Origin of the sequence: Pseudomonas sp. Root329 (assembly GCF_001424925.1) — a bacterium.
Lineage (GTDB): Bacteria > Pseudomonadota > Gammaproteobacteria > Pseudomonadales > Pseudomonadaceae > Aquipseudomonas > Aquipseudomonas arabinosi.
Genome location: NZ_LMCV01000001.1, coordinates 538,118 through 556,659, shown reverse-complemented (window position 1 = coordinate 556,659; position 18,542 = coordinate 538,118). Strand labels below are relative to the sequence as shown.

19 protein-coding genes are annotated in these 18,542 nt (G+C 60.8%); 4 read left to right on the top strand and 15 right to left on the bottom strand.

What is annotated here, in order from left to right:
* Positions 1-13: 13 nt before the first annotated feature.
* The gene (locus ASC74_RS02595; protein WP_056739001.1) at positions 14-565 is read right to left on the bottom strand and encodes a cytochrome b; all 552 of its coding nucleotides are present in this window, start codon (positions 563-565) and stop codon (positions 14-16) included.
* Positions 566-827: 262 nt separating this feature from the next.
* On the bottom strand, positions 828-2,573 hold the full coding sequence (locus ASC74_RS02590) for a flavin monoamine oxidase family protein (RefSeq protein ID WP_056738999.1): 1,746 nt from the start codon (positions 2,571-2,573) through the stop codon (positions 828-830).
* 221 nt (positions 2,574-2,794) lie between these two features.
* Between ASC74_RS02590 and ASC74_RS02585 the strand changes: the two genes are divergently transcribed.
* Complete coding sequence (locus ASC74_RS02585; RefSeq protein WP_046045254.1) at positions 2,795-4,201, top strand: adenosylmethionine--8-amino-7-oxononanoate transaminase; 1,407 nt, start codon at positions 2,795-2,797, stop codon at positions 4,199-4,201.
* 146 nt (positions 4,202-4,347) lie between these two features.
* Positions 4,348-5,067: a 16S rRNA (uracil(1498)-N(3))-methyltransferase gene (locus ASC74_RS02580; protein WP_056738997.1), complete on the top strand. Its 720-nt coding sequence runs from the start codon at positions 4,348-4,350 to the stop codon at positions 5,065-5,067.
* A 119-nt stretch (positions 5,068-5,186) separates the two neighbouring features.
* Here ASC74_RS02580 and ASC74_RS02575 read toward each other — a convergent pair whose 3' ends face one another.
* The 3 genes from ASC74_RS02575 to ASC74_RS02565 are packed head-to-tail and all read right to left on the bottom strand — an operon-like array spanning position 5,187 to position 7,727.
* On the bottom strand, positions 5,187-6,089 hold the full coding sequence (locus ASC74_RS02575; protein ID WP_046045252.1) for a transporter substrate-binding domain-containing protein: 903 nt from the start codon (positions 6,087-6,089) through the stop codon (positions 5,187-5,189).
* A gap of 27 nt (positions 6,090-6,116) precedes the next feature.
* Positions 6,117-6,467: a RidA family protein gene (locus tag ASC74_RS02570; RefSeq protein WP_056738995.1), complete on the bottom strand. Its 351-nt coding sequence runs from the start codon at positions 6,465-6,467 to the stop codon at positions 6,117-6,119.
* 18 nt (positions 6,468-6,485) lie between these two features.
* Positions 6,486-7,727 (bottom strand): D-amino acid dehydrogenase, encoded by a 1,242-nt coding sequence (locus tag ASC74_RS02565; protein WP_056738994.1) that lies wholly within the window; start codon positions 7,725-7,727, stop codon positions 6,486-6,488.
* 107 nt (positions 7,728-7,834) lie between these two features.
* On the opposite strand from ASC74_RS02565, the gene ASC74_RS02560 reads away from it, so the two are divergent.
* Positions 7,835-8,743 (top strand): LysR family transcriptional regulator, encoded by a 909-nt coding sequence (locus ASC74_RS02560; RefSeq protein ID WP_056738992.1) that lies wholly within the window; start codon positions 7,835-7,837, stop codon positions 8,741-8,743.
* A gap of 5 nt (positions 8,744-8,748) precedes the next feature.
* Here ASC74_RS02560 and trhA read toward each other — a convergent pair whose 3' ends face one another.
* A complete protein-coding gene (gene trhA / locus ASC74_RS02555) occupies positions 8,749-9,366 on the bottom strand; it encodes a PAQR family membrane homeostasis protein TrhA (protein ID WP_046045249.1) in 618 nt (205 codons plus the stop codon).
* Between the two features lie 231 nt (positions 9,367-9,597).
* On the opposite strand from trhA, the gene ASC74_RS02550 reads away from it, so the two are divergent.
* Positions 9,598-10,512, top strand: coding sequence for a LysR family transcriptional regulator (locus ASC74_RS02550; protein ID WP_056738990.1), 915 nt, complete (start codon positions 9,598-9,600; stop codon positions 10,510-10,512).
* Positions 10,513-10,603: 91 nt separating this feature from the next.
* Here the strand turns inward: ASC74_RS02550 and madM are convergent, their stop codons facing one another.
* From madM to mdcA, 9 genes are all read right to left on the bottom strand, one after another.
* A complete protein-coding gene (gene madM, locus ASC74_RS02545; RefSeq protein ID WP_056738988.1) occupies positions 10,604-11,368 on the bottom strand; it encodes a malonate transporter subunit MadM in 765 nt (254 codons plus the stop codon).
* Between the two features lies 1 nt (position 11,369).
* Positions 11,370-11,786: a malonate transporter subunit MadL gene (madL, locus tag ASC74_RS02540; RefSeq protein ID WP_056738986.1), complete on the bottom strand. Its 417-nt coding sequence runs from the start codon at positions 11,784-11,786 to the stop codon at positions 11,370-11,372.
* A 65-nt stretch (positions 11,787-11,851) separates the two neighbouring features.
* Complete coding sequence (gene mdcH, locus ASC74_RS02535; protein ID WP_056738984.1) at positions 11,852-12,763, bottom strand: malonate decarboxylase subunit epsilon; 912 nt, start codon at positions 12,761-12,763, stop codon at positions 11,852-11,854.
* Positions 12,760-13,380, bottom strand: coding sequence for a malonate decarboxylase holo-ACP synthase (locus tag ASC74_RS02530; protein ID WP_056738983.1), 621 nt, complete (start codon positions 13,378-13,380; stop codon positions 12,760-12,762). The genes mdcH and ASC74_RS02530 overlap by 4 nt, the downstream gene beginning before the upstream one ends.
* The gene (mdcE, locus tag ASC74_RS02525) at positions 13,374-14,177 is read right to left on the bottom strand and encodes a biotin-independent malonate decarboxylase subunit gamma (RefSeq protein ID WP_056738981.1); all 804 of its coding nucleotides are present in this window, start codon (positions 14,175-14,177) and stop codon (positions 13,374-13,376) included. Before mdcE ends, ASC74_RS02530 begins: the two co-directional genes overlap by 7 nt.
* Entirely contained in the window at positions 14,174-15,028 is an 855-nt protein-coding gene (locus ASC74_RS02520; protein WP_056738979.1) for a biotin-independent malonate decarboxylase subunit beta, read from the bottom strand. The genes mdcE and ASC74_RS02520 overlap by 4 nt, the downstream gene beginning before the upstream one ends.
* On the bottom strand, positions 15,021-15,320 hold the full coding sequence (locus ASC74_RS02515; protein WP_008026217.1) for a malonate decarboxylase subunit delta: 300 nt from the start codon (positions 15,318-15,320) through the stop codon (positions 15,021-15,023). The genes ASC74_RS02520 and ASC74_RS02515 overlap by 8 nt, the downstream gene beginning before the upstream one ends.
* On the bottom strand, positions 15,320-16,195 hold the full coding sequence (locus ASC74_RS02510) for a triphosphoribosyl-dephospho-CoA synthase (protein WP_056738977.1): 876 nt from the start codon (positions 16,193-16,195) through the stop codon (positions 15,320-15,322). The genes ASC74_RS02515 and ASC74_RS02510 overlap by 1 nt, the downstream gene beginning before the upstream one ends.
* Positions 16,195-17,865 (bottom strand): malonate decarboxylase subunit alpha, encoded by a 1,671-nt coding sequence (mdcA, locus tag ASC74_RS02505; RefSeq protein ID WP_056738976.1) that lies wholly within the window; start codon positions 17,863-17,865, stop codon positions 16,195-16,197. The genes ASC74_RS02510 and mdcA overlap by 1 nt, the downstream gene beginning before the upstream one ends.
* Positions 17,866-18,542 lie beyond the last annotated feature (677 nt).

Here is an 18,542-nt window from a genome sequence, read left to right as displayed (position 1 = left end):
TCGAGGTTGAACGTCAGGCTTTGCGCCCCAGCATTCGAGAGAGGGTCGCATCACGATCGATAAAGTGGTGCTTCAGTGCTGCCAACGCATGGAGACCGGAAAAAATTACCAGCACCCACGCCAGGTACAGATGAATCACACCGGCGGTGTCTGCCTGATCCGGTAGTCCGGAAATCAATGCAGGGACTTCAAACAGGCCAAACACCGGAATCCCGACACCTTCTGCGGTGGAAATCAGGTAACCGGCAATCATCACAGCGAACAGACTGAGATACAGGAACGAATGGCCGAACTTGGCGCCAAGGCGCGTCATGCGGCTATAGCTTTCAAGTGCGGGTGGCGGCGGGCTGATAAAACGCCACAGGACCCGTAGGACCATGACGGCTAACAACACCAGGCCAATGCTCTTGTGCAAGTCGGGCGCGTCTTTGCGCCAGGTGCTGTAGTAGTCGAGACCGACCATCCACAAGCCCAACGCAAACAGACCGAAGACCGCCAGCGCCACGCCCCAGTGCATGAAGATGCTGACCCAACCGTAGCGCGAAGAAGAATTACGTAGCTGCATTGCCCAAATCCTGTGAGAACTGCGAACAAGACTATCGAGTTATCTATCGAGTTAAAGCGGAAAATTTCGCTTTGAAATATCGAGAAATACGATCAAGAGTCTGAAATAGGTGAGTTAAGGAAAGATTAAAGACCCATGTGTAATAAAAAATGACGTCCAACTAAAGAACACCTGCACCATAAGGTTTATTCGATTCTTGATTTTGGTTTTCTTCGGGCATAAAAAAACGCGGCATTTCTGCCGCGTTTTTTAGTCCCAAAGCTTACTGCGCTTTGGTATCCGTTGCCGGAGTCGCAGCAGGTTTGGCCGCTGGCTTCTTGGCCGGTTCAACTTTCTTCGCCGGGGCCTTTTTGGCCGCAGGTTTTTTCGCCGCAGCTTTGGCCGGGGCTTTTTTGGCGGGTTCGGCTTTCACCGGTTCCGCTGGTTTCGGTGCTTCGACCGGCGCTGGCGCTGGGGCCGGCGCAGGTGTTGGAGCCGGTGCCGGAGCAACCGGAGCCACTGGCTCTGGCGCTTTGACCGGTGCCGGTTTGTCGTCAGAACCAATGAACAGGTTGGTGAAGAAATTGCCTTTCTTCGCTGCCACCGCGCCGGCCGTCGCAGCGGTCGCTGCCGGAACAACTTTCGCGGGTTCAAACGACTTGCCGGCCGCCAGGTCTTCTACCTGACTGGCTGCCCGCTGACCGGTGCGCAATGCACCTTCCAGCGTGCCTGGGTACAAAGTGTCAGTGTGTTCGCCAGCAAAGGTTACACGCTGAATCGGACGCTCCCACAGACGCCAGTACTTGCTGATCTGGCCAGGACCGAACGCCAGGTAAGCGCCGCCCATCGATGGGTCGGTGCTGTAGCGGCGGATCTCATAGCCGGTGAACGAACCGCGCGCCTGTGGATAAAAAGCGTGCAGGCGAATCAACACCTGATCGGCCATCTGCTTGTCGCCGAAAGCCTGCATCACCCGGGCGTTGTCGCCGGAAATGTTGATCACCACGTTGGCGCCGCCCTTCAGCGCCGGCTCAACCCACAACATGCCCAGACCGGCGTTGCTGTAGATCTCGCCGGTCATGCGCGCCTTGCTTTCCCACACTGGCGTCTTGAACTTCAGCATGATCTGGTCGCGCCAGCCGTAGTTGGTGCCCTTGATCGCGCCCATGTGCTGGGCATCCAGCGACGGGGTCATCTGGATCTTGTTCAGTGCGCGCAATGGAACGGCCACGACGACGTAGTCAGCCTGATAGCCGACGCTGCCGACTTTGACGGTTACGCCATCCTTGTCCTGGGTGATCGTCGAGACCGGGGAGCTGGTCTTGATGGTTTTCAGTTGTTTGACAAAAGCCTGGGCCAGCACCGGACTGCCACCCACCAAGCGCGAGGCGCGCAAGTCACGGTCAGCAACGCCACGGTAAACGCGGCTTTGCTGTGCGAAGTACAACAGCGACAGGCGCGATGGTTCGTCATAACGGGTACGAATCTCCTGATTCACCAATTGACGAGCCGTGGCCGGCAGATTCAGACGGTCGAGCCAGTTGGCCACGTTGATCTGGTCCAGAGCGAACAGCGTGCTGTTGGCCGCCGGGTTCTGCGGGTCTTCGATCGAGCGCGCCAGATCGTCCAGGGTCTTTTCGTAGCGCTTGAGCGCATCGCTGGTAGCCGGTTGCTTGGTGGCCAGATCGGCAGCAGTGAAATACTCACCGTCAATCAGGTAGCCCGGGGTCCGCACGAACTCTGGGGCCGGCGTGGTGCTCAGCTTGAAGGTCGATACGTACTTGTTCAGAACCGGTTGGGTCTTGTCGTTGCCGATCCACTCACTGGTGGCCATGCCGGAGCGACCGCCCATGCTCGATTTGGCTTCCAGCAGGGTGACCTGCCAGCCCTTGTTTTGCAGTTCGTAAGCCGCGGTGAGACCAGACAGCCCTCCGCCGATCACGATCGCCGTTTTATCCTTGGCCAGCGCAGACACGCTGAACAGCCCCAACATCACCAGCGCACAGGCGCGCAGCCAACCAGCAGACATTCAGAGAACTCCGAAATACACGAGGAAAAAGCGGTTTTACGAGCCAGACGGCCCAAAGAACCGCGAAGAATACGTCAGCCATCAAAAGGCCGCCAGCGACGTCTATCCACCTATACAAAGTAGCTCAATCCACACAATGGGTTGTCCCCACGTCGCGCATTGCATAGGCTTGCGCGATTGTTTGCCCGCGCACGTCGCGAGCCGCCTCGAGGAGACTGAAAATGGGCCTGAATAATCAGTGGATGCAACGCGATCTCGCGGTGTTGTGGCATCCCTGCACCCAGATGAAAGACCACGAACAGCTGCCGCTGATCCCGATCAAACGCGGTGAAGGCGTTTGGCTGGAAGACTTCGAAGGCAAACGCTACCTCGACGCCGTCAGCTCCTGGTGGGTCAACGTGTTTGGCCACGCCAACCCGCGGATCAACCAGCGCATCAAGGACCAGGTTGATCAGCTGGAGCACGTAATCCTCGCCGGATTCAGCCATCAGCCAGTGATCGAATTGTCCGAGCGCCTGGTGAAAATGACGCCGGAAGGCCTGACCCGATGTTTCTACGCCGATAACGGTTCGTCCTGCATCGAAGTCGCGCTGAAAATGAGCTTTCACTATTGGCTCAACCGCGGCCAGCCGAACAAGAAGCGCTTCGTCACCCTGACCAACAGCTACCACGGCGAAACCATGGCGGCGATGTCGGTGGGCGACGTGCCGCTGTTCACCGAAACCTACAAGGCCCTGCTGCTGGACACCATCAAGGTGCCGAGCCCCGATTGCTACCTGCGTCCGGAAGGCATGAGCTGGGAGGAACATTCGCGCAACATGTTCGCCGCCATGGAACAGACCCTGGCCGAGAATCACGACACCGTCGCCGCAGTGATCGTCGAGCCGTTGATTCAGGGCGCCGGCGGCATGCGCATGTACCACCCGGTTTATCTGAAACTGCTGCGCGAAGCCTGCGACCGCTATGGCGTGCACCTGATCCACGACGAAATCGCCGTCGGCTTCGGCCGCACCGGGACGATGTTCGCCTGCGAACAGGCCGGCATCCGTCCGGACTTCCTCTGCCTGTCCAAGGCCCTGACCGGCGGTTACCTGCCGCTGGCGGCCTGCGTCACCACCGAAGATGTCTACAGCGCGTTCTACGACGACTACCCGACCCTGCGCGCCTTCCTGCACTCCCACAGCTACACCGGCAATCCCCTGGCGTGCGCGGCAGCCTTGGCGACGCTGGATATCTTCGAAGAAGACAACGTCATCGAGAACAACAAGGCCCTGTCTCAGCGCATGGCCAGCGCCACCGCGCACCTGGCCGATCACCCGAACGTTTCGGAAGTGCGCCAGACCGGCATGGTGCTGGCCATCGAGATGGTCAAGGACAAGGCCACCAAGGAAGCGTATCCGTGGCAGGAACGTCGCGGCTTGAAAGTGTTCCAGCATGCGTTGGAGCGTGGTGCTTTACTTCGTCCGTTGGGCAGCGTGGTGTACTTCCTGCCGCCGTACGTGATCACGCCTGAACAGATCGACTTTCTGGCCGAAGTGGCCAGCGAAGGCATCGACATTGCCACCCGTGACAGCGTCAGTGTTTCGGTGCCGAAAGACTTCCACCCGGGCTTCCGCGATCCGGGCTAAGTTATTTGGGATTCTGTGGTGTCCGGGCCGCCGCCTTCGCGAGCAAGCCCGCTCCCACAGTTGACCGCATTCCAATGTGGGAGCGGGCTTGCTCGCGAATGAAGTCGACACCGATTCAGATGATTAACACTTTCCAGAGACCCAAGATGAGACTGTCCCGCTTCTTTATCGACGCCCCCTTGAGCACCGGCGAACACGAGTTGCCCGAGGCCCAGGCCCATTACATCAGCCGCGTGCTGCGCATGGCCGAGGGTGATGCGCTGCAACTGTTCGACGGTTCGGGGCATGAGTTTCGCGCCACGCTGGTGGAGGTCGGCAAGAAGCGCGTCGTGGTGCAGATCGATGAAAGCTTCGCCGGGCAGGTCGAGTCGCCATTGTCGATCCATCTCGGCCAGGGCTTGTCCCGTGGCGAGCGGATGGATTGGGCGATTCAGAAAGCCACCGAACTGGGCGTCACTGAAATCACCCCGATCTTCAGCGACCGCTGTGAAGTCCGGCTGAAGGATGAACGCGCCGACAAACGCCTGATGCACTGGCGCCAGGTGGCAATCAGCGCTTGCGAGCAGTGCGGGCGTTCACGGGTGCCGGTGATTCATCCGCCGCTGCTGCTGGCCGATTGGCTGAAGCAGACGGAGGCCGAATTGAAATTGGTACTGCATCCGGTGGCCGAACCATTGGTGAGCCATGCGAAACCGGCGACGCTGGCGTTTTTGATCGGCCCGGAAGGCGGGTTGTCCGATGCTGAAGTCGATCAGGCTAAATCGGCGGGGTTCCATGCTGCCCGCCTCGGTCCTCGGGTGTTGCGCACCGAGACCGCGCCGGTGGTGGCGTTGGCTGTGGCCCAGCAGCTTTGGGGTGACTTCTAGGGCCTCTTCGCGAGCAAGCCCGCTCCCACACTTGATCTCTGAACGACACAGATCAAATGTGGGAGCGGGCTTGCTCGCGAAGGCCGGCGACGCGGTCTACAAGACATAAAAAACAGAAACTATTGCACCGGATCACTCACCGGTTTGGCGATGATTGCTTTCAGCTCGCTGGTCATCGGGAATTCCAGGTTCAGGCCTTTGGGCGGAATCGGTTGCTGGAACCAGCGCTGGTAGATGCCATTGATCTCACCCGAACTGTACAGATCGGCGAGTGTCGAGTTCACCAACGCAAGAAACTGCGGATCATCCTTGCGCACCATGCAGCTGTAGATTTCCCGCGACTGCTCCTCACCCACCACAACCCAGTTATGCGGATCGCGAGCCTTGGCACGCTCACCGTAAAGCAGCGCGTCATCCATATAGAACGCCGCCGCCCGACCTGACTGCAGCATCTGGAAGGCTTCGCCGTGGTCCTTGGCGCTGATCACGAACATATCGATCTTGTGATCGATGTTGTAGCTCTTCAGAAACCGCTCGTTGGTGGTGCCGGCGGTGGTCACGACGTTCTTGCCGCGCAGGTCGGCGAAGCTTTTGATGCCGCTGTCCTTCGCCGTGAGCAACTGCCCCTTCACATAGATAAACCCGTAGGAAAACGCCACTTGCTGCATGCGCTCGGCGGTCACGCCGGTGGAGCCGCACTCAAGGTCGACCGTGCCGTTCTGCACCAACGGAATGCGCGTTTGCGAGGTCACCAGGTTGTACTTCACCTGCAGATCCGGAAGCTCGAGTTTTTGCTTGATGCGCTCGACAATCTTGCTCGCCAGGTCCACCGAATAGCCCATCGGCTGCCCCGTGTGATCACCCACGTAGGAGAACGGCACCGACGCGTCGCGATAGCCCAGCGTGATGCTCTTGGCATTGGCAACCTTGTTCAGCGTGCCGGTCAGCGGCGCTTCGTTGGCCTGGACCTGGCTGGCGAGCAGCAGGCCGAGGGTGCAGCCGATCAACGTGATTTTTTGCATTGTTATTCTCCGTTGTGGGTAGAGCGATTAGCGGCGGGCGGCGATCACGGTGATTTCCACCAGAACCTCTGGACGGGCCAGTTGCGCTTGCAAGGTGGTGCGGGTCGGCGCGTTGCCCGGTGACAGCCACTGCGACCAGACCTCGTTCATGGCGGCAAAGTCGCGGCCAATGTCGTTCAGGTAAATGGTCGCGTTGAGCAGATGATCCTTGTCGCTGCCAGCTTCGGCCAACAACGCATCGATTTTCGCCAGCACCTCAGCGGTTTGGCTGGTGACGTCGGTGCTGTCACCCGGAACCTGTCCCGAGAGAAACACCAGATCGCCAAAGGTCACCGCGCCAGAGAGTCGGCTGTTGCTGTTGATACGGTTGATGCTCATCGGTTTTTCCTTTTCAAGTCAGGCGACGCGGGGGGCGAGGCCGTGCATTTCGATTGAAGGTGTGCGCCGGGCGATCAACTCGCTGAGCACTCGGGCGCTGCCACAGGCCAGGGTAAAACCCAGGGCGCCATGACCGAGGTTGAGCCAGAGATTGCGGTACGCCGTGGCGCCGATCAACGGCACGCCGCTGGGGGTGGCCGGGCGCATGCCGGCCCATTCGATGGCGGCGTCGTAATCACCGGCATTGGGCAAGGTTTCCTGTGCCTGGCGCTTGATCAGCGCCAGGCGTTTGGGGTCGACCGCCGGGTCGAAACCGACAATGTCGACCATCGCCGCCACGCGCAGTTGTTCACCGATGCGGGCGTAAACGATCTTGCGGTTGTAATCGGTGATGCTCAGCTCCGGCGCACGATGTTCGGCGCGGATCGGCAAGGTCAGGCTGTAGCCCTTGAGCGGATACAGCGGCAGGTTCATGCCCGGCAGCGCCAGCGCCGGACTGCGATGACCGGCGGCAATCACCAGCTGCTCGACCGGCAGCACTTGCGAACCCATTTCGACGGCCTGCACCGCGCCGTCCGCGTGGCGAATGCCGGTGACCTTGCGCCCGAGCAAAAACTCGCAACGCCCCGACGCCTGGAGTCGAGCCTGCAGTTGCTGGCAGAAAGCATGGCAATCGGCGACCTCTTCGTCAGGCGTATAAATCGCGCCCACAAACGGCGCCTCGGCCAGTGCAGGCTCCAACTGTGCGCATTCGGCCCTCGACAGCACATGCTGCTGTCGCGGATCGGCGAGGCCATGGCGAGCGTGTTCGAAACTCGCGGTTTCACGAAACGTCACCAGTTTGCCGTTGCGCCGCCAGTCGAAACCGTCGAGACGGTCTTCGTCGCGCCAGCCTTGCAGCGTGGACTGACTCAGCAACGCCAGACGCAGCAGGTGCGCGCCGTTGCGCTGATTCACCGAACGACGGCAGGCCGCCAGGAAGGACGCCATCCAGCGCCATTGCGCCGGGTCCAGGCGCGGACGCAGTTTCAACGGCGAGTCACCGCGCAGCATCCAGCCAAGCGCCTGCAATGGGACGCCGGCATCGGCCAGCGGCGCGACGTAACGGTAGGACAACTGGCCGCCGTTGGCGAAACTGGTCTCGCTGCCCAGCGAATCCCGGGCCTCGATCAGCGTCACGTCGATGCCGTCGCGAACCAGTGCGTAAGCTGTCGTCAGCCCGATGACGCCACCACCGATGATGCAAACCCGCTGAGCCATGTCTGTCCTTAACCGTTGTTGAAACAGGCTTCAGGTTAGGACCAGGTGACAGGCGTTGAACAATGCTTAAAGATGCCTGACCCATAAACAAAGGTTATGGACTTGCCATGCGACTGCGACACATCGAGATTTTCCAGGCCATTCGCCAGACCGGTTCGGTCAGTGGCGCCGCGCAGTTGCTGCACGTATCGCAGCCGGCGGTGAGCAAAGTGCTGCAACACGCCGAACAGCAACTGGGCTTTCCGTTGTTCCTGCGGGTGCGCGGTAAATTGCAGGCTACGCCCGAAGCGCTGGAGCTTGAGCGCGAGGTCGACAAGGTCACCGAAAGCCTGCAAGGCGTGCGACGTCTGGCCCAGAGCCTGCGGCGCGAGCCGGGTCACAGCGTACGGATCGGTGCGATCCCGGCGCTGGCCCTGTCGCTGCTGCCGCCGGCCATCAATGAGTGGACGCAACGTTACCCGGACATCGTCTGCGAACTGTCCAGCGCCCACAGCCGTGAGCTGATGCAGAATTTGTTGATGCGCGAAGTGGATGTCGCGCTGACCTTGCAACCGCCAGATCATCCAGGCTTGAAGGCGCAAGCCCTGGCCTGCGGGGTTTTGGTGGCGCTGGCGCCGTTGGGCTATTGGACCGACGACGCCTTGAGCCAACCGTTGCCATTGATCGAACTGGCCGGTGCGCCGCTGATCGGCCTGTCCAGCGCCGACCCGCTGGCGGCCAGACTCGACAGCTACCTTGAAGCGGTCGATCCGCCGCCACGGGTTCGCATCGCCGTACAGACCTATTCGCTGGCGCGGGCGATGGTTGAGTCCGGTGCCGGGCTGGCAGTGATCGATCCGTTTACCGCGCTCGGCGCATCCCCCGCCACCACGGCGATTCGACCTCTGGCGCCAGCACTACCGATCACGTTGTATGCGGTCACCCGCGCCGACGAACCACCGCCCCACACCCTGAGCGACTTGTTGCAGGTGTTCAGCCGACGGGCGCAGGCACAACTGGATCGCTTGATCTCATAGCAGCCTTAAAGGACATAAAACAAAATCGCCACGAAGTGCAGCAAACTCCCGGCGATCACGAACAGATGCCAGATCCCGTGGGCATGGCGCAGACGATGATCGAGGGCAAAAAAGATAATGCCCACGGTGTACAACACCCCGCCCGACGCCAACCAAGTAAAACCGACAGGGCCCAACGCCGCCAGTAACGGTTTGACCGCCACCAGTACGATCCAGCCCATCACCGCGTAGATCACGATCGACAGAATCCGCGCCTCCGAGCGCGGTTTGATCTCTTGCAGGATGCCGATCAACGCCAATCCCCAGACAATTCCGAACAACGTCCAGCCCCACGGCCCGCGTAGCGTCACGAGACAGAATGGCGTGTAGCTGCCGGCAATCAGCAGGTAGATCGAAAAGTGATCGACCTTCTGCATGATCGCTTTCTTGCGCCCACGCACGCTGTGGTAAACGGTCGACGCGCTGTAAAGCACCAGCAAGGTAAACCCGTAAATTGCCACGCTGACGATCTTCCAGGGGCTGCCATCCATGCCGGCGATCACCAGCATCCACACCACCCCGACCACCGCTGCCACCGCCCCGACCAGATGCGTCCAGGCGTTCAATCTTTCCCCGTGATACATGTGTTTCTCACCTCAAGATTCGTTGCAACCTCGCGTAAGGCTCACGCCTGAAGGTTAAAAGCGCAATGTTTCCGTATAGCGCAATCCCGTGTAGGAGCTGCCGAAGGCTGCGATCTTTTGATCTTGAAGGGCTGAAGGTCAAAAGATCGCAGCCTTCGGCAGCTCCTACAAAGGCCTGCGGGCCCCGGAGGAATTGGGCACAATCAGGCCATTCGAATAAGAGTCTGCATCATGCTGATCGATGAAGAGTTGACCCTGAAAAAACTCGAGGTGTTCCTGGCCTTCATGCGCACCGGCAACCTGGCCCGGGCTGCCGCCGAATTGCAGACCAGCAACGTCAGCGTGCACCGGGCGATCCACTCCCTGGAAAGCGCCCTGCGCTGCCCGCTGTTCAAGCACGAGGGCCGCAATCTCACGCCGTTGGAAAGCGCTTATGTGCTGGAAGAACGGGCGCAGAAGCTGATTCAGGACGTGGTCGAAACCGTGCGCCTGACCCGCGAAGCCGCCGGGTTCTCCGCCGAGCGCTTCAAGCTCGGTTCACTGTATTCGCTGACGGTGAAGACCGTGCCGCAGCTGATCATGGGCCTGAAGATCCGCCGCAGCGAACTCAATATCGACCTGATCCTCGGCTCGAACTTCGACCTGCTGTACAAGCTCAAGAACATGGAAGTCGACGCGATCCTGGTGTCGCTGGACGAGAGCGTCAACGACCCGGACTGCGAGCAGATTCAGCTGTTTTCCGACGACATCTTTCTCGCCACACCGGCTGATTCAAGGTTTGCCCAACGGACCGAAGTCGACCTTGCCGAAGTGCGCGATGAGACCTTCATTACACTGACCCAGGGCTTTGCCACGCACCAGGACGGTAATCGGGTGTTCAAGCAGGCGGGGTTCGAACCGAAGGTGGCGATGCAGGTCAACGACATCTTCACCCTGCTGAGCATGGTCAGCTCGGGCGTGGGTTATGCGTTGCTGCCGGGGCGGATTGCAGCGGTGTATGAGAACAGGGTGAAGCTGATTCCGTTGCAGGAAAAGTATCGGTTGCAGCAGCACATCGGGGTGGTGTTTTTGAAGGCCAAGGAGCGGGATCCGAATCTGTTGGCGTTGCTGGCTGAGTGTCGGATGTATGCGAATCGCCAGGTTTGAGACCAAGCCCGCTCCCACAGGGAAATGCATTCCAATGTGGGAGCGGGCTTGCTCGCGAAGGGGGCGGTAAATTCAACAAAGAACCAAAGCCCTACCCCACAATCCCGCGAACAATGAAGTACAGCAGCGAAGGCCCCAGCAAGCACCCAAGCCCGGTGTGGAACGTCGCCGTCAACGCGCCATAAGGCACCAACCGCCGATCCGTCGCCGCCAACCCGGCCGTCACACCGCTCACAGTCCCGGCCAACCCACCAAACACCATCGCCGAGCGCGGGTTATCCAGCCCCATCCAGCGTGCCGCCATCGGTGTGCCGACCATCACAAAAATCGCCTTGATCAACCCGGTGGCAATCGACAACGCCACCACATCCGAACTGGCACCAATCGCCGCCCCGGTCACCGGCCCGACGATGTAGGTCACCGCACCCGCGCCGATGGTGGTCATGCTGATCGCATCGCGATAACCGAACACCCAGGCCATGCTCGCCCCGACAATGAATGGCAGGATCGTGCCCAGCAGCAGCGCAATCACACCGATCAAACCCGCCTTTTTCGCTTCGGTAGCCTGCACTTCGAACGCCGTGGCGACGATCGCAAAGTCCCGCAGCATCGCGCCGCCCATCAGACCGATGCCGGAAAACAGCGTCAGGTCCGCCAAGCCTTTTTGCCCGCCAGTCATGGTGCCGCCGACCCAGGCCAGAACAAGCCCGATGACGATGGCAATCGCCGAACCGTGAATCCGTCCGAACGTCAGGCGCTTGGACAACACCACCGACACCCACATGATCACACCAACGAACGCGAACGCGGTGACCAGACTGTTAGTGGCCAGACCCTTCTCAATGAGTTCCCACATATCAGCGACCTCCTACTGGAGTGCCGACCGGCGTTATTTCCGCCGGTTCATCGGGCAACGGTTCGCCTTTGTGAGTCCGGCTGATCAGGGCAATGGTGCAGCCGCAGATCACCACCGAACCGATTGCCGCCAGCACCGCAACCGGGCCACCGTGCAGGGCGGTGACGACGTTCTGTTGCGCGGCCATCGCGACCACCACGGGAATGTACATGGCGCCCCAGAAACCGACGCCCATCTCGCAATCCTTGGTCATGCCGCCGCGTTTTTGCATCCATAACCGCGCACAGATCAACAGGATCATCGCGATCCCGACGCCGCCGACGTTTGATTTCACACCCAGCAACATGCCGAGCATGTCGCCTACGATTACCCCTGCCAGCGTACAAATCGCCAACAGCGCCACACCGTAAATAATCATTGTTGTTGTCCTCAAAGTGCATCGTCGAATGTTGTTTTTGTTGTTCGAAGGCCTGAGTCGGTGTTCTAGGGTTGGCGGCTTCCCTCCTCACGCAACAGCGCCTGCAAGGTATCGAGCCGCGCACCGTCGAAGGCAATCACAGTGCCCTGCTCGAACACCCGGCGCGCCAGCCCGGTCAGCACCGCACCGGGCGGCAGTTCGATCTGTAGACGTACGCCGCGCTCGTAAGCGCTTTGTACCGTGCCGCGCCAATCCACCACGCGGCACATGTTGAACGCCAGGTCGTCGCGCAAGGCTTCCGTGTTGATAACGGGCCGGGCGCGACTGCCGCTCAGGTAGCCCAGTGTCGGTGTTTTCAGCTGCACCTTGGCGAAGGCTTCGGCCAGGGTTTTCGCCGGTGTTTCCAGCAACGGGCAGTGGGACGGGACGCTGACGGCCAGACGTTTGGCCAGACCTGCACCGCGACCTTTCGCCAACTCGGCGACCGCTTTCATCGCGCCATCGCTGCCGGCAATGACCACCTGGTTATCGGCGTTGATGTTGGCCAGGTAAACCGGCGTGTCGTCGCTGTGAACCTGCGCCAGCAACTCTTCCACCGTGGCCAGATCCAGACCGATGATCGCGGTCATGCCGAAGCCTTGTGGATAAGCCTGCTGCATCAGCTCACCGCGCAGGCTGACCAGATGCAACGCATCGCTGAAACTCAAGGCGCCGGCGACCACCGCTGCCGGGTAGGCGCCGATGGACAATCCCGCCACGTAATCCGCCGTCATTAACAACTGGCGTGAAGCCGCGACGCCGGCGATCAGCAGGCAGAGCTGAACCGCTCTTGTCGACTTCAGCGCTTCGGCAGAATCCAGAAGAAAAGCGTCTTCCCCGAGGACTTCACTTGCCTCGATCACCGTTTCCACAGGCAAACGATGCAGCATGCCCGGCTGCTGCGCGCCCTGGCCGGGGAACACCAGCAAACTGCTCACGCTGCTTGCTCCTGCGGGTTCCAGGGATTGATTACCAGACAGGCTTCACTGGCGTTTTTTAGCAGCACCCGTTGCGAGGGACCGGCCCATTCACGCAGGGCGACAGCGCCGAAAGGTGTCTGCAATTGCATGTCCACCTTGCAGAAAGACGCATCAAACACCCTCAGCATTTCCTGTGCCTGAGAACGATCCAACGGCTGCGGTGTACGCAGGATCAAGTCGAGGTCGCTGCCCTCGTGCAATGCCTGAAAACCGCTGGCCAATTCAAACCCGGCGCTGCCGCTGACACCCCACACCCACTCACAGGAATCGAGCATCGGCCGCAGTTGATTGAGGGCGCGCACTGCCGGCAAGTCCCGATCAATCGAGACATGGCAAAGCGCTTCCGGCCGGACTTGACGCTGGATCGCATCGACCGACATCACCGTCGCATACCGCTGCTCACGCAAACGCCCACGCACCCCGACCGCGATGTGATCCGCCGCGCTCAACGCACGCCGAACCACCACCGGTTGACCCGCACTGATCGACTCGATCACCCACGAAGGTGCATCCGCAGGCAACTGCTCCGGGGTCATCCCCCAGAGCAGGTCGTGGGCCAGAAGCGTGTTCACCACTGCGCTCTCAGCAATTGGCGAACCTGGCTCGACGCTGCACGGTTGCTCGCGCCCAAGCGGCTGCTCAGGTCGCGGCCACTGGTGGCGACATCGCCAATTGCCTGGGTCAGGCATTCAGCCACCCGTATCAGATCCGCCGCCGTCGGCTGCTCGATCTGTTCCACCGACAAGGTTTCCCAGAGCAAACCAAGGCTCGCGTAGCTGTCGATGTCGTACGCCATCGGCGGCACGCTGGCGGCCAGTGCTTCGAGTTCTTCGACGCTGCGCAACGTCACCCGCGCCGCCGAAGCCTTGCCCATCGCGTGAACCATCACGCCGGGATCGCGCAGGGCGATCAGCCGATTGGCCTGATACCCATGAGCGAGAAACGCCCCGGACATCGCCTTGCCCACCAGCAAACCGATCACGGCATGGCCGGCCAGTCGGGCGCGGGCATAACTGTCTGCCGCACCGGCCAAGGCCTGATGAATGCCGAGCGCTTCTTCCCGCCGACCGTAGGCCTGGCTCGGCACATCGACGATGGCGATCAAGGCGCGCTTGTGCGGTTTATCCAGATCGGCTGCGATGACTTCATCCACGGCTTTGGCCAGTCCCCAACCTTCCAGCAAACCGACCTCGCCATTGCGGGCGCGGACGAAACGGTTGTCGGGATCAGCCACCACCGCGATAAAGCGAACGGGCTGGTCACCCAAGACACCGTCGGCAACCTTCAATGAAGCGGGCAAACCGTCCACCGGTTTCGCGCCCGCACTCAAGGCGTTGAACCAGTTCAAACCTCTCAGGGAATACGAACTCATGAGCGCTCTCCTTGATACAGATCGCGAACCGTATACGGCTCGATTTGCGGCTCGGCGTCCAGACGGGCCAGCCGTTGCAGGAACAGCTCGGCCTGACGGCTGCGTTGTTGTTCCGGCAACCCTTGCTTAAGCAATTCACTGACCTGCTGCTGAACCTGCGCCACGTCGTCAGCGACAAAACGATCCACCAATCCGCTGGCGAAGCGTTGCTCGCCACCAGTCAGGCTCCAGATGAAGGGACGATCACGGGAGTCGTATTCTTCAAGCCCGGCTTCCTGTTCGATCACTTGCGGACCGTTGAGGCCAAGCCGTGCTTCCTGAGTCACCAGCAAATAGCTGCACAACCCGGCCGCAATCGACATCCCACCAAAGCAGCCAACGCTGCCGGCCACCACACCAACCACTGGCTGGTATTGGCGCAGATCGACAATCGCCGCATGAATATCGGCAATCGCCGCCAGCCCAAGGTTGGCTTCCTGCAAACGCACGCCGCCGGTTTCCAGCAGCAACACGGCACGCGTGGGAATGCCATTGCGGTTGTCTTCGGCGGCGAGTTCCAGCGCACCGGCAATCTTCGCCCCGCCGACCTCACCGAGACTGCCACCCTGAAATGCACCTTCGATCGCGGCGATCACCACCGGCAAACCGCCGATGCTGCCCTTGGCGATCACCACGCCGTCATCGGCTTGCGGCACCACGCCCTGGCGCGACAGCCATGGCGACATGACGCGCTGAAACGGGTCGAGCAATTCGCGGAAGGTGCCAGCGTCGAGCAAGGCCTTGGCACGTTGCCGGGCACCGAGTTCGACGAAGCTGCGTCTTTGTAGGGAGGGCTGGAGGAGATCAGTCATGGCCGATCTCCTCAAAGCCTTGTTCCAGACGCAAGCGCACCACGCCCGGCGTCGCGCCGAAATCGTGGATATCGATCGCCATCGCCGGCGGTGTCTGACCGTCGAACATCCGCGCAAACAGATGCTGCCAGCGTTGTTCGGCGCCGTTGACCGAGGTCTGAACTTTGATTGTCAGCTTGCCGGCCTGGCCTGGTTCGATCAGCACTTCCAGATCGCCCGAGCCGACACAGCCCACCAGCGTCCGGCCGCGTGGCGGCTGCCCGGCGGGGAATTCAAAAGATAAGGTTTCCATCAGAAAGCTCCCTGGATGAGGCCGTCGCCAGACTCGATGCGGTCGATGAACAGGCAGGCTGCGAGCAAGTCGGCAGCACCGCCGGGCGAGGCATTCAACGCGATGAGTTGTTGGTCCAGCTCATGCAAACGGCGGCGGCCGGCGAGGCTGGCACTGCCGCCCGCGTCGAGCACGGCTTGGGCGCCGAGTTGCATGGTCTGCAGGCCTTGTTCGCCTGCGCGGTAGAGCACGCAGGTGTCGGCCAGATTCGTCATGATCGCCAGCAAGGCATCGAGCCGGGCGTTCTGTTCGCCGTGGCCTAGGGCGCGGCTGCGTTTGAGTTGTGGCAGCGCCCGTTGAATCACCGCCGGGAAGCCGAGCTGCGCTTCTTCACGGGCACCGCGTGCGCCGTAACGCTGGGCGACTTGCGCACCGTGGCTCAGAGGACGCGGCGCGTAACGGTCGTCGAGCAAGGCCAGACGTGCGGCATGCAACGTCACGGCGCTTGCCTTGGTATTCGTGGATTCCAGCGCGGCAGCAGCGACCAACAGGCCCAAGGCCCAGATGGCGCCGCGATGGGTATTCACGCCGCCCGTGGTGGCGAGCATCACTTCCTCGCCTTCACGACCGATCAGGCCAATGGCTTCACGCAGCGGCAAACCGACTTCGCCGAACTCGATGGCCGCTTCCGCCATTTCCTTGAACGCAGGCCACAGGGACAGCGCCGAAGCGTGCATCAGCCCAAGGTGCAAATCGGTGTGCGCGCCATTGCCACGGCGATCGACCAGCGCCGGTTTCGGCGACAGGTCAGCTTCGTCGATCAGCACATCGACGGCCAGGTCCGCCAACTGCTCAGCCAGGGACAGGGTTTTTGGTTGCAGGTTAAATGCGTGCATTACCAGCTCCTGAACTTGGCGGGCGGGTTGTAGAGACCACCGGACCACTCGACCAGATCGGCCACGCTTTTGGCGGCGAGCAATTCGCGGGTGGCGTCGGTGCGGCGGATGCCGAGGTCTTCGGGCAAGGCGATCAGGCCTTCGCGGCGCATGCGCGCGGTGTCTTTCGGGTTGTGGCGCAGACCGATAACGGTGACTCCGGCCACGGCCGCGATCATCGCCTGACGCTCTTCCAGCGAACGCGCCTTGTAGAGATAGGCGATGCCTTCTTCGGTCAGCAGGTGGGTGACGTCGTCGCCGTAGATCATGATCGGTGCCAGCGGCATGCCGCTTTTCTTCGCCACTTCCACGGCGTCGAGGGTTTCGACGAAGGTCGGTTTGCCGCCCTCTTGGAAGGTTTCGACCATTTGCACCACGAGTTTTTTGCCCCGTTCCAGCAGCGCTTCGGGCGCATCGTCATGGCGCATATCGAGCCAGGCTGGGGTGCCGTGACGACGGCCGCGCGGGTCATGGCCCATGTTCGGCGCACCGCCGAAACCGGCGAGTCTTCCGCGCGTCACGGTGGAGGAATGGCCGTCGCCGTCGACTTGCAGGGTGGCGCCGATGAACAGGTCCACCGCGTATTGCCCGGCCAGTTGGCAGAACATCCGGTTGGAACGCAGAGAGCCATCGCGTCCGGTAAAGAACACGTCGGGACGGGCGGCGATGTAGTTTTCCATGCCCAATTCGGTGCCGAAGCAATGCACGCTTTCGACCCAGCCGCTTTCGATGGCCGGGATCAAGGTTGGGTGCGGATTGAGCGTCCAGTTGCGGCAGATCTTGCCCTTCAGGCCGAGGGATTCGCCGTAGGTCGGCAGGATCAATTCGATGGCCGCGGTGTTGAAACCGATACCGTGGTTCAGGGACTGGACGTTGTGTTTTTCGTAGATTCCGCGGATCGCCATCATCGCCATCAACACGTGCACAGGCTTGATGTGGCGCGGATCGCGGGTGAACAGCGGTTCGATGTAGAACGGCTTGTCGGCCACCACCACGAAATCCACCCAGGACGCGGGAATGTCCACGCGAGGCAGGTCAGTGACATCGTCCACCAACTGATTGACCTGAACGATGACGATGCCGTCGCTGAAGGCGGCCGGTTCGATCAATGCCGGGGTGTCCTCGGTGCTTGGGCCGGTGTAGATGTTGCCGGCGCGGTCGGCCATGAAACCGGCCGAGAGCACGACGTTGGGAATCAAGTCGACCACCAGTCGCGCATAGAGCTCGATGTAGGTGTGAATTGCACCGATTTCCAGCAGGCCGTCTTCCAGCAACTGGCTGATACGCAGGCTTTGGGTGCCGGCGAAAGAGAAGTCGAGCTTGCGGGCGATGCCGCGTTCAAACAGGTCCAGATGCTCGGAGCGTCCGACGCTGGGCATGATCATGTGCAGATCATGCAACTTCGCGGGATCAGCCTTGGCCAGGGAGCGGGAGAGGAAATCCGCCTGCTTCTGGTTATTGCCCTCCAGCACCACACGGTCGCCGGGCAGAATCAACGCCTCCAGCGCCGCAACGATTTTGTCGGTGGGCAAGACCACACCGTCGGCGAGACCCCGTACCAGCTCGAGACGCCGCTGCTTTTCGCTGCGCCGCCGCGTCCATCGCGAGTCGGGGGATATTGTTGTTGTCATGACCACTCCACGGGTTCGCTGTCGTGGGAGTCACCTTAGGAGTGTTGGGTGGGGGCATCAATCAAGCAGAGTGGTGGATCGTTACGGCTAGGGTAATGATTTGAAATGTTGGGTGGCTGTTAGATCCACCCCTCACCCTAACCCTCTCCCCAGAGGGTAGAGGGGACTGACCGAGGTGTCTTACGCTATACATCGACCTGAAAAACCGAGTCGAACTCAGGTTACGAAAACCATGAAGATCTGCTCCCTTTCCCCCTCTCCCCCGTGGGGAGAGGGCTGGAGTGAGGGGTGGATTTCGAACACACCTAGTTTTTGTGTTGAAACATCTGTCCTCAGAACGCTCCACAGCAATCATCGACAAGTCCCAAAAAAGGACCGATCAGTCCCTTTTTGGGACTCTTCAACCTTCGCGAGCCGAATGGGGATTTGTGTTTAAAAGTTTCTCCGCAGGAACGGAGTGAGGCTACGCAGTCTGGCGTCGCTGCCTACAGCAATGCCGGAACCCGCTGACTGGTGCGTTTTTGCGTTGATCTTTATCGTTTGTGTGTCGCTGCCAATTCAGCGATCGGGTCTGGAAAACCCGAAGAACAGGATCAATGCACATGACATACTGCGGCGCTTTTTTTGCTCCGTAGTTCCAAGTTATGGCGGCTGTGCGTGGGAGACCTTCGGGTCTG

Bases quoted from the DNA above. Each gene is read 5' to 3' on its own strand.
- ASC74_RS02595 (WP_056739001.1), bottom strand. From the start codon at position 565: ATGCAGCTACGTAATTCTTCTTCGCGCTACGGTTGGGTCAGCATCTTC.
- ASC74_RS02575 (WP_046045252.1), bottom strand. From the start codon at position 6,089: ATGCAAAAAATCACGTTGATCGGCTGCACCCTCGGCCTGCTGCTCGCC.
- madL (WP_056738986.1), bottom strand. From the start codon at position 11,786: ATGATTATTTACGGTGTGGCGCTGTTGGCGATTTGTACGCTGGCAGGG.
- ASC74_RS02590 (WP_056738999.1), bottom strand. From the start codon at position 2,573: ATGTCTGCTGGTTGGCTGCGCGCCTGTGCGCTGGTGATGTTGGGGCTG.
- ASC74_RS02550 (WP_056738990.1), top strand. From the start codon at position 9,598: ATGCTGATCGATGAAGAGTTGACCCTGAAAAAACTCGAGGTGTTCCTG.
- madM (WP_056738988.1), bottom strand. From the start codon at position 11,368: ATGTGGGAACTCATTGAGAAGGGTCTGGCCACTAACAGTCTGGTCACC.
- ASC74_RS02565 (WP_056738994.1), bottom strand. From the start codon at position 7,727: ATGGCTCAGCGGGTTTGCATCATCGGTGGTGGCGTCATCGGGCTGACG.
- ASC74_RS02520 (WP_056738979.1), bottom strand. From the start codon at position 15,028: ATGACTGATCTCCTCCAGCCCTCCCTACAAAGACGCAGCTTCGTCGAA.
- ASC74_RS02585 (WP_046045254.1), top strand. From the start codon at position 2,795: ATGGGCCTGAATAATCAGTGGATGCAACGCGATCTCGCGGTGTTGTGG.
- ASC74_RS02570 (WP_056738995.1), bottom strand. From the start codon at position 6,467: ATGAGCATCAACCGTATCAACAGCAACAGCCGACTCTCTGGCGCGGTG.
- ASC74_RS02560 (WP_056738992.1), top strand. From the start codon at position 7,835: ATGCGACTGCGACACATCGAGATTTTCCAGGCCATTCGCCAGACCGGT.
- mdcA (WP_056738976.1), bottom strand. From the start codon at position 17,865: ATGACAACAACAATATCCCCCGACTCGCGATGGACGCGGCGGCGCAGC.
- trhA (WP_046045249.1), bottom strand. From the start codon at position 9,366: ATGTATCACGGGGAAAGATTGAACGCCTGGACGCATCTGGTCGGGGCG.
- ASC74_RS02510 (WP_056738977.1), bottom strand. From the start codon at position 16,195: ATGCACGCATTTAACCTGCAACCAAAAACCCTGTCCCTGGCTGAGCAG.
- ASC74_RS02580 (WP_056738997.1), top strand. From the start codon at position 4,348: ATGAGACTGTCCCGCTTCTTTATCGACGCCCCCTTGAGCACCGGCGAA.
- mdcE (WP_056738981.1), bottom strand. From the start codon at position 14,177: ATGAGTTCGTATTCCCTGAGAGGTTTGAACTGGTTCAACGCCTTGAGT.
- ASC74_RS02515 (WP_008026217.1), bottom strand. From the start codon at position 15,320: ATGGAAACCTTATCTTTTGAATTCCCCGCCGGGCAGCCGCCACGCGGC.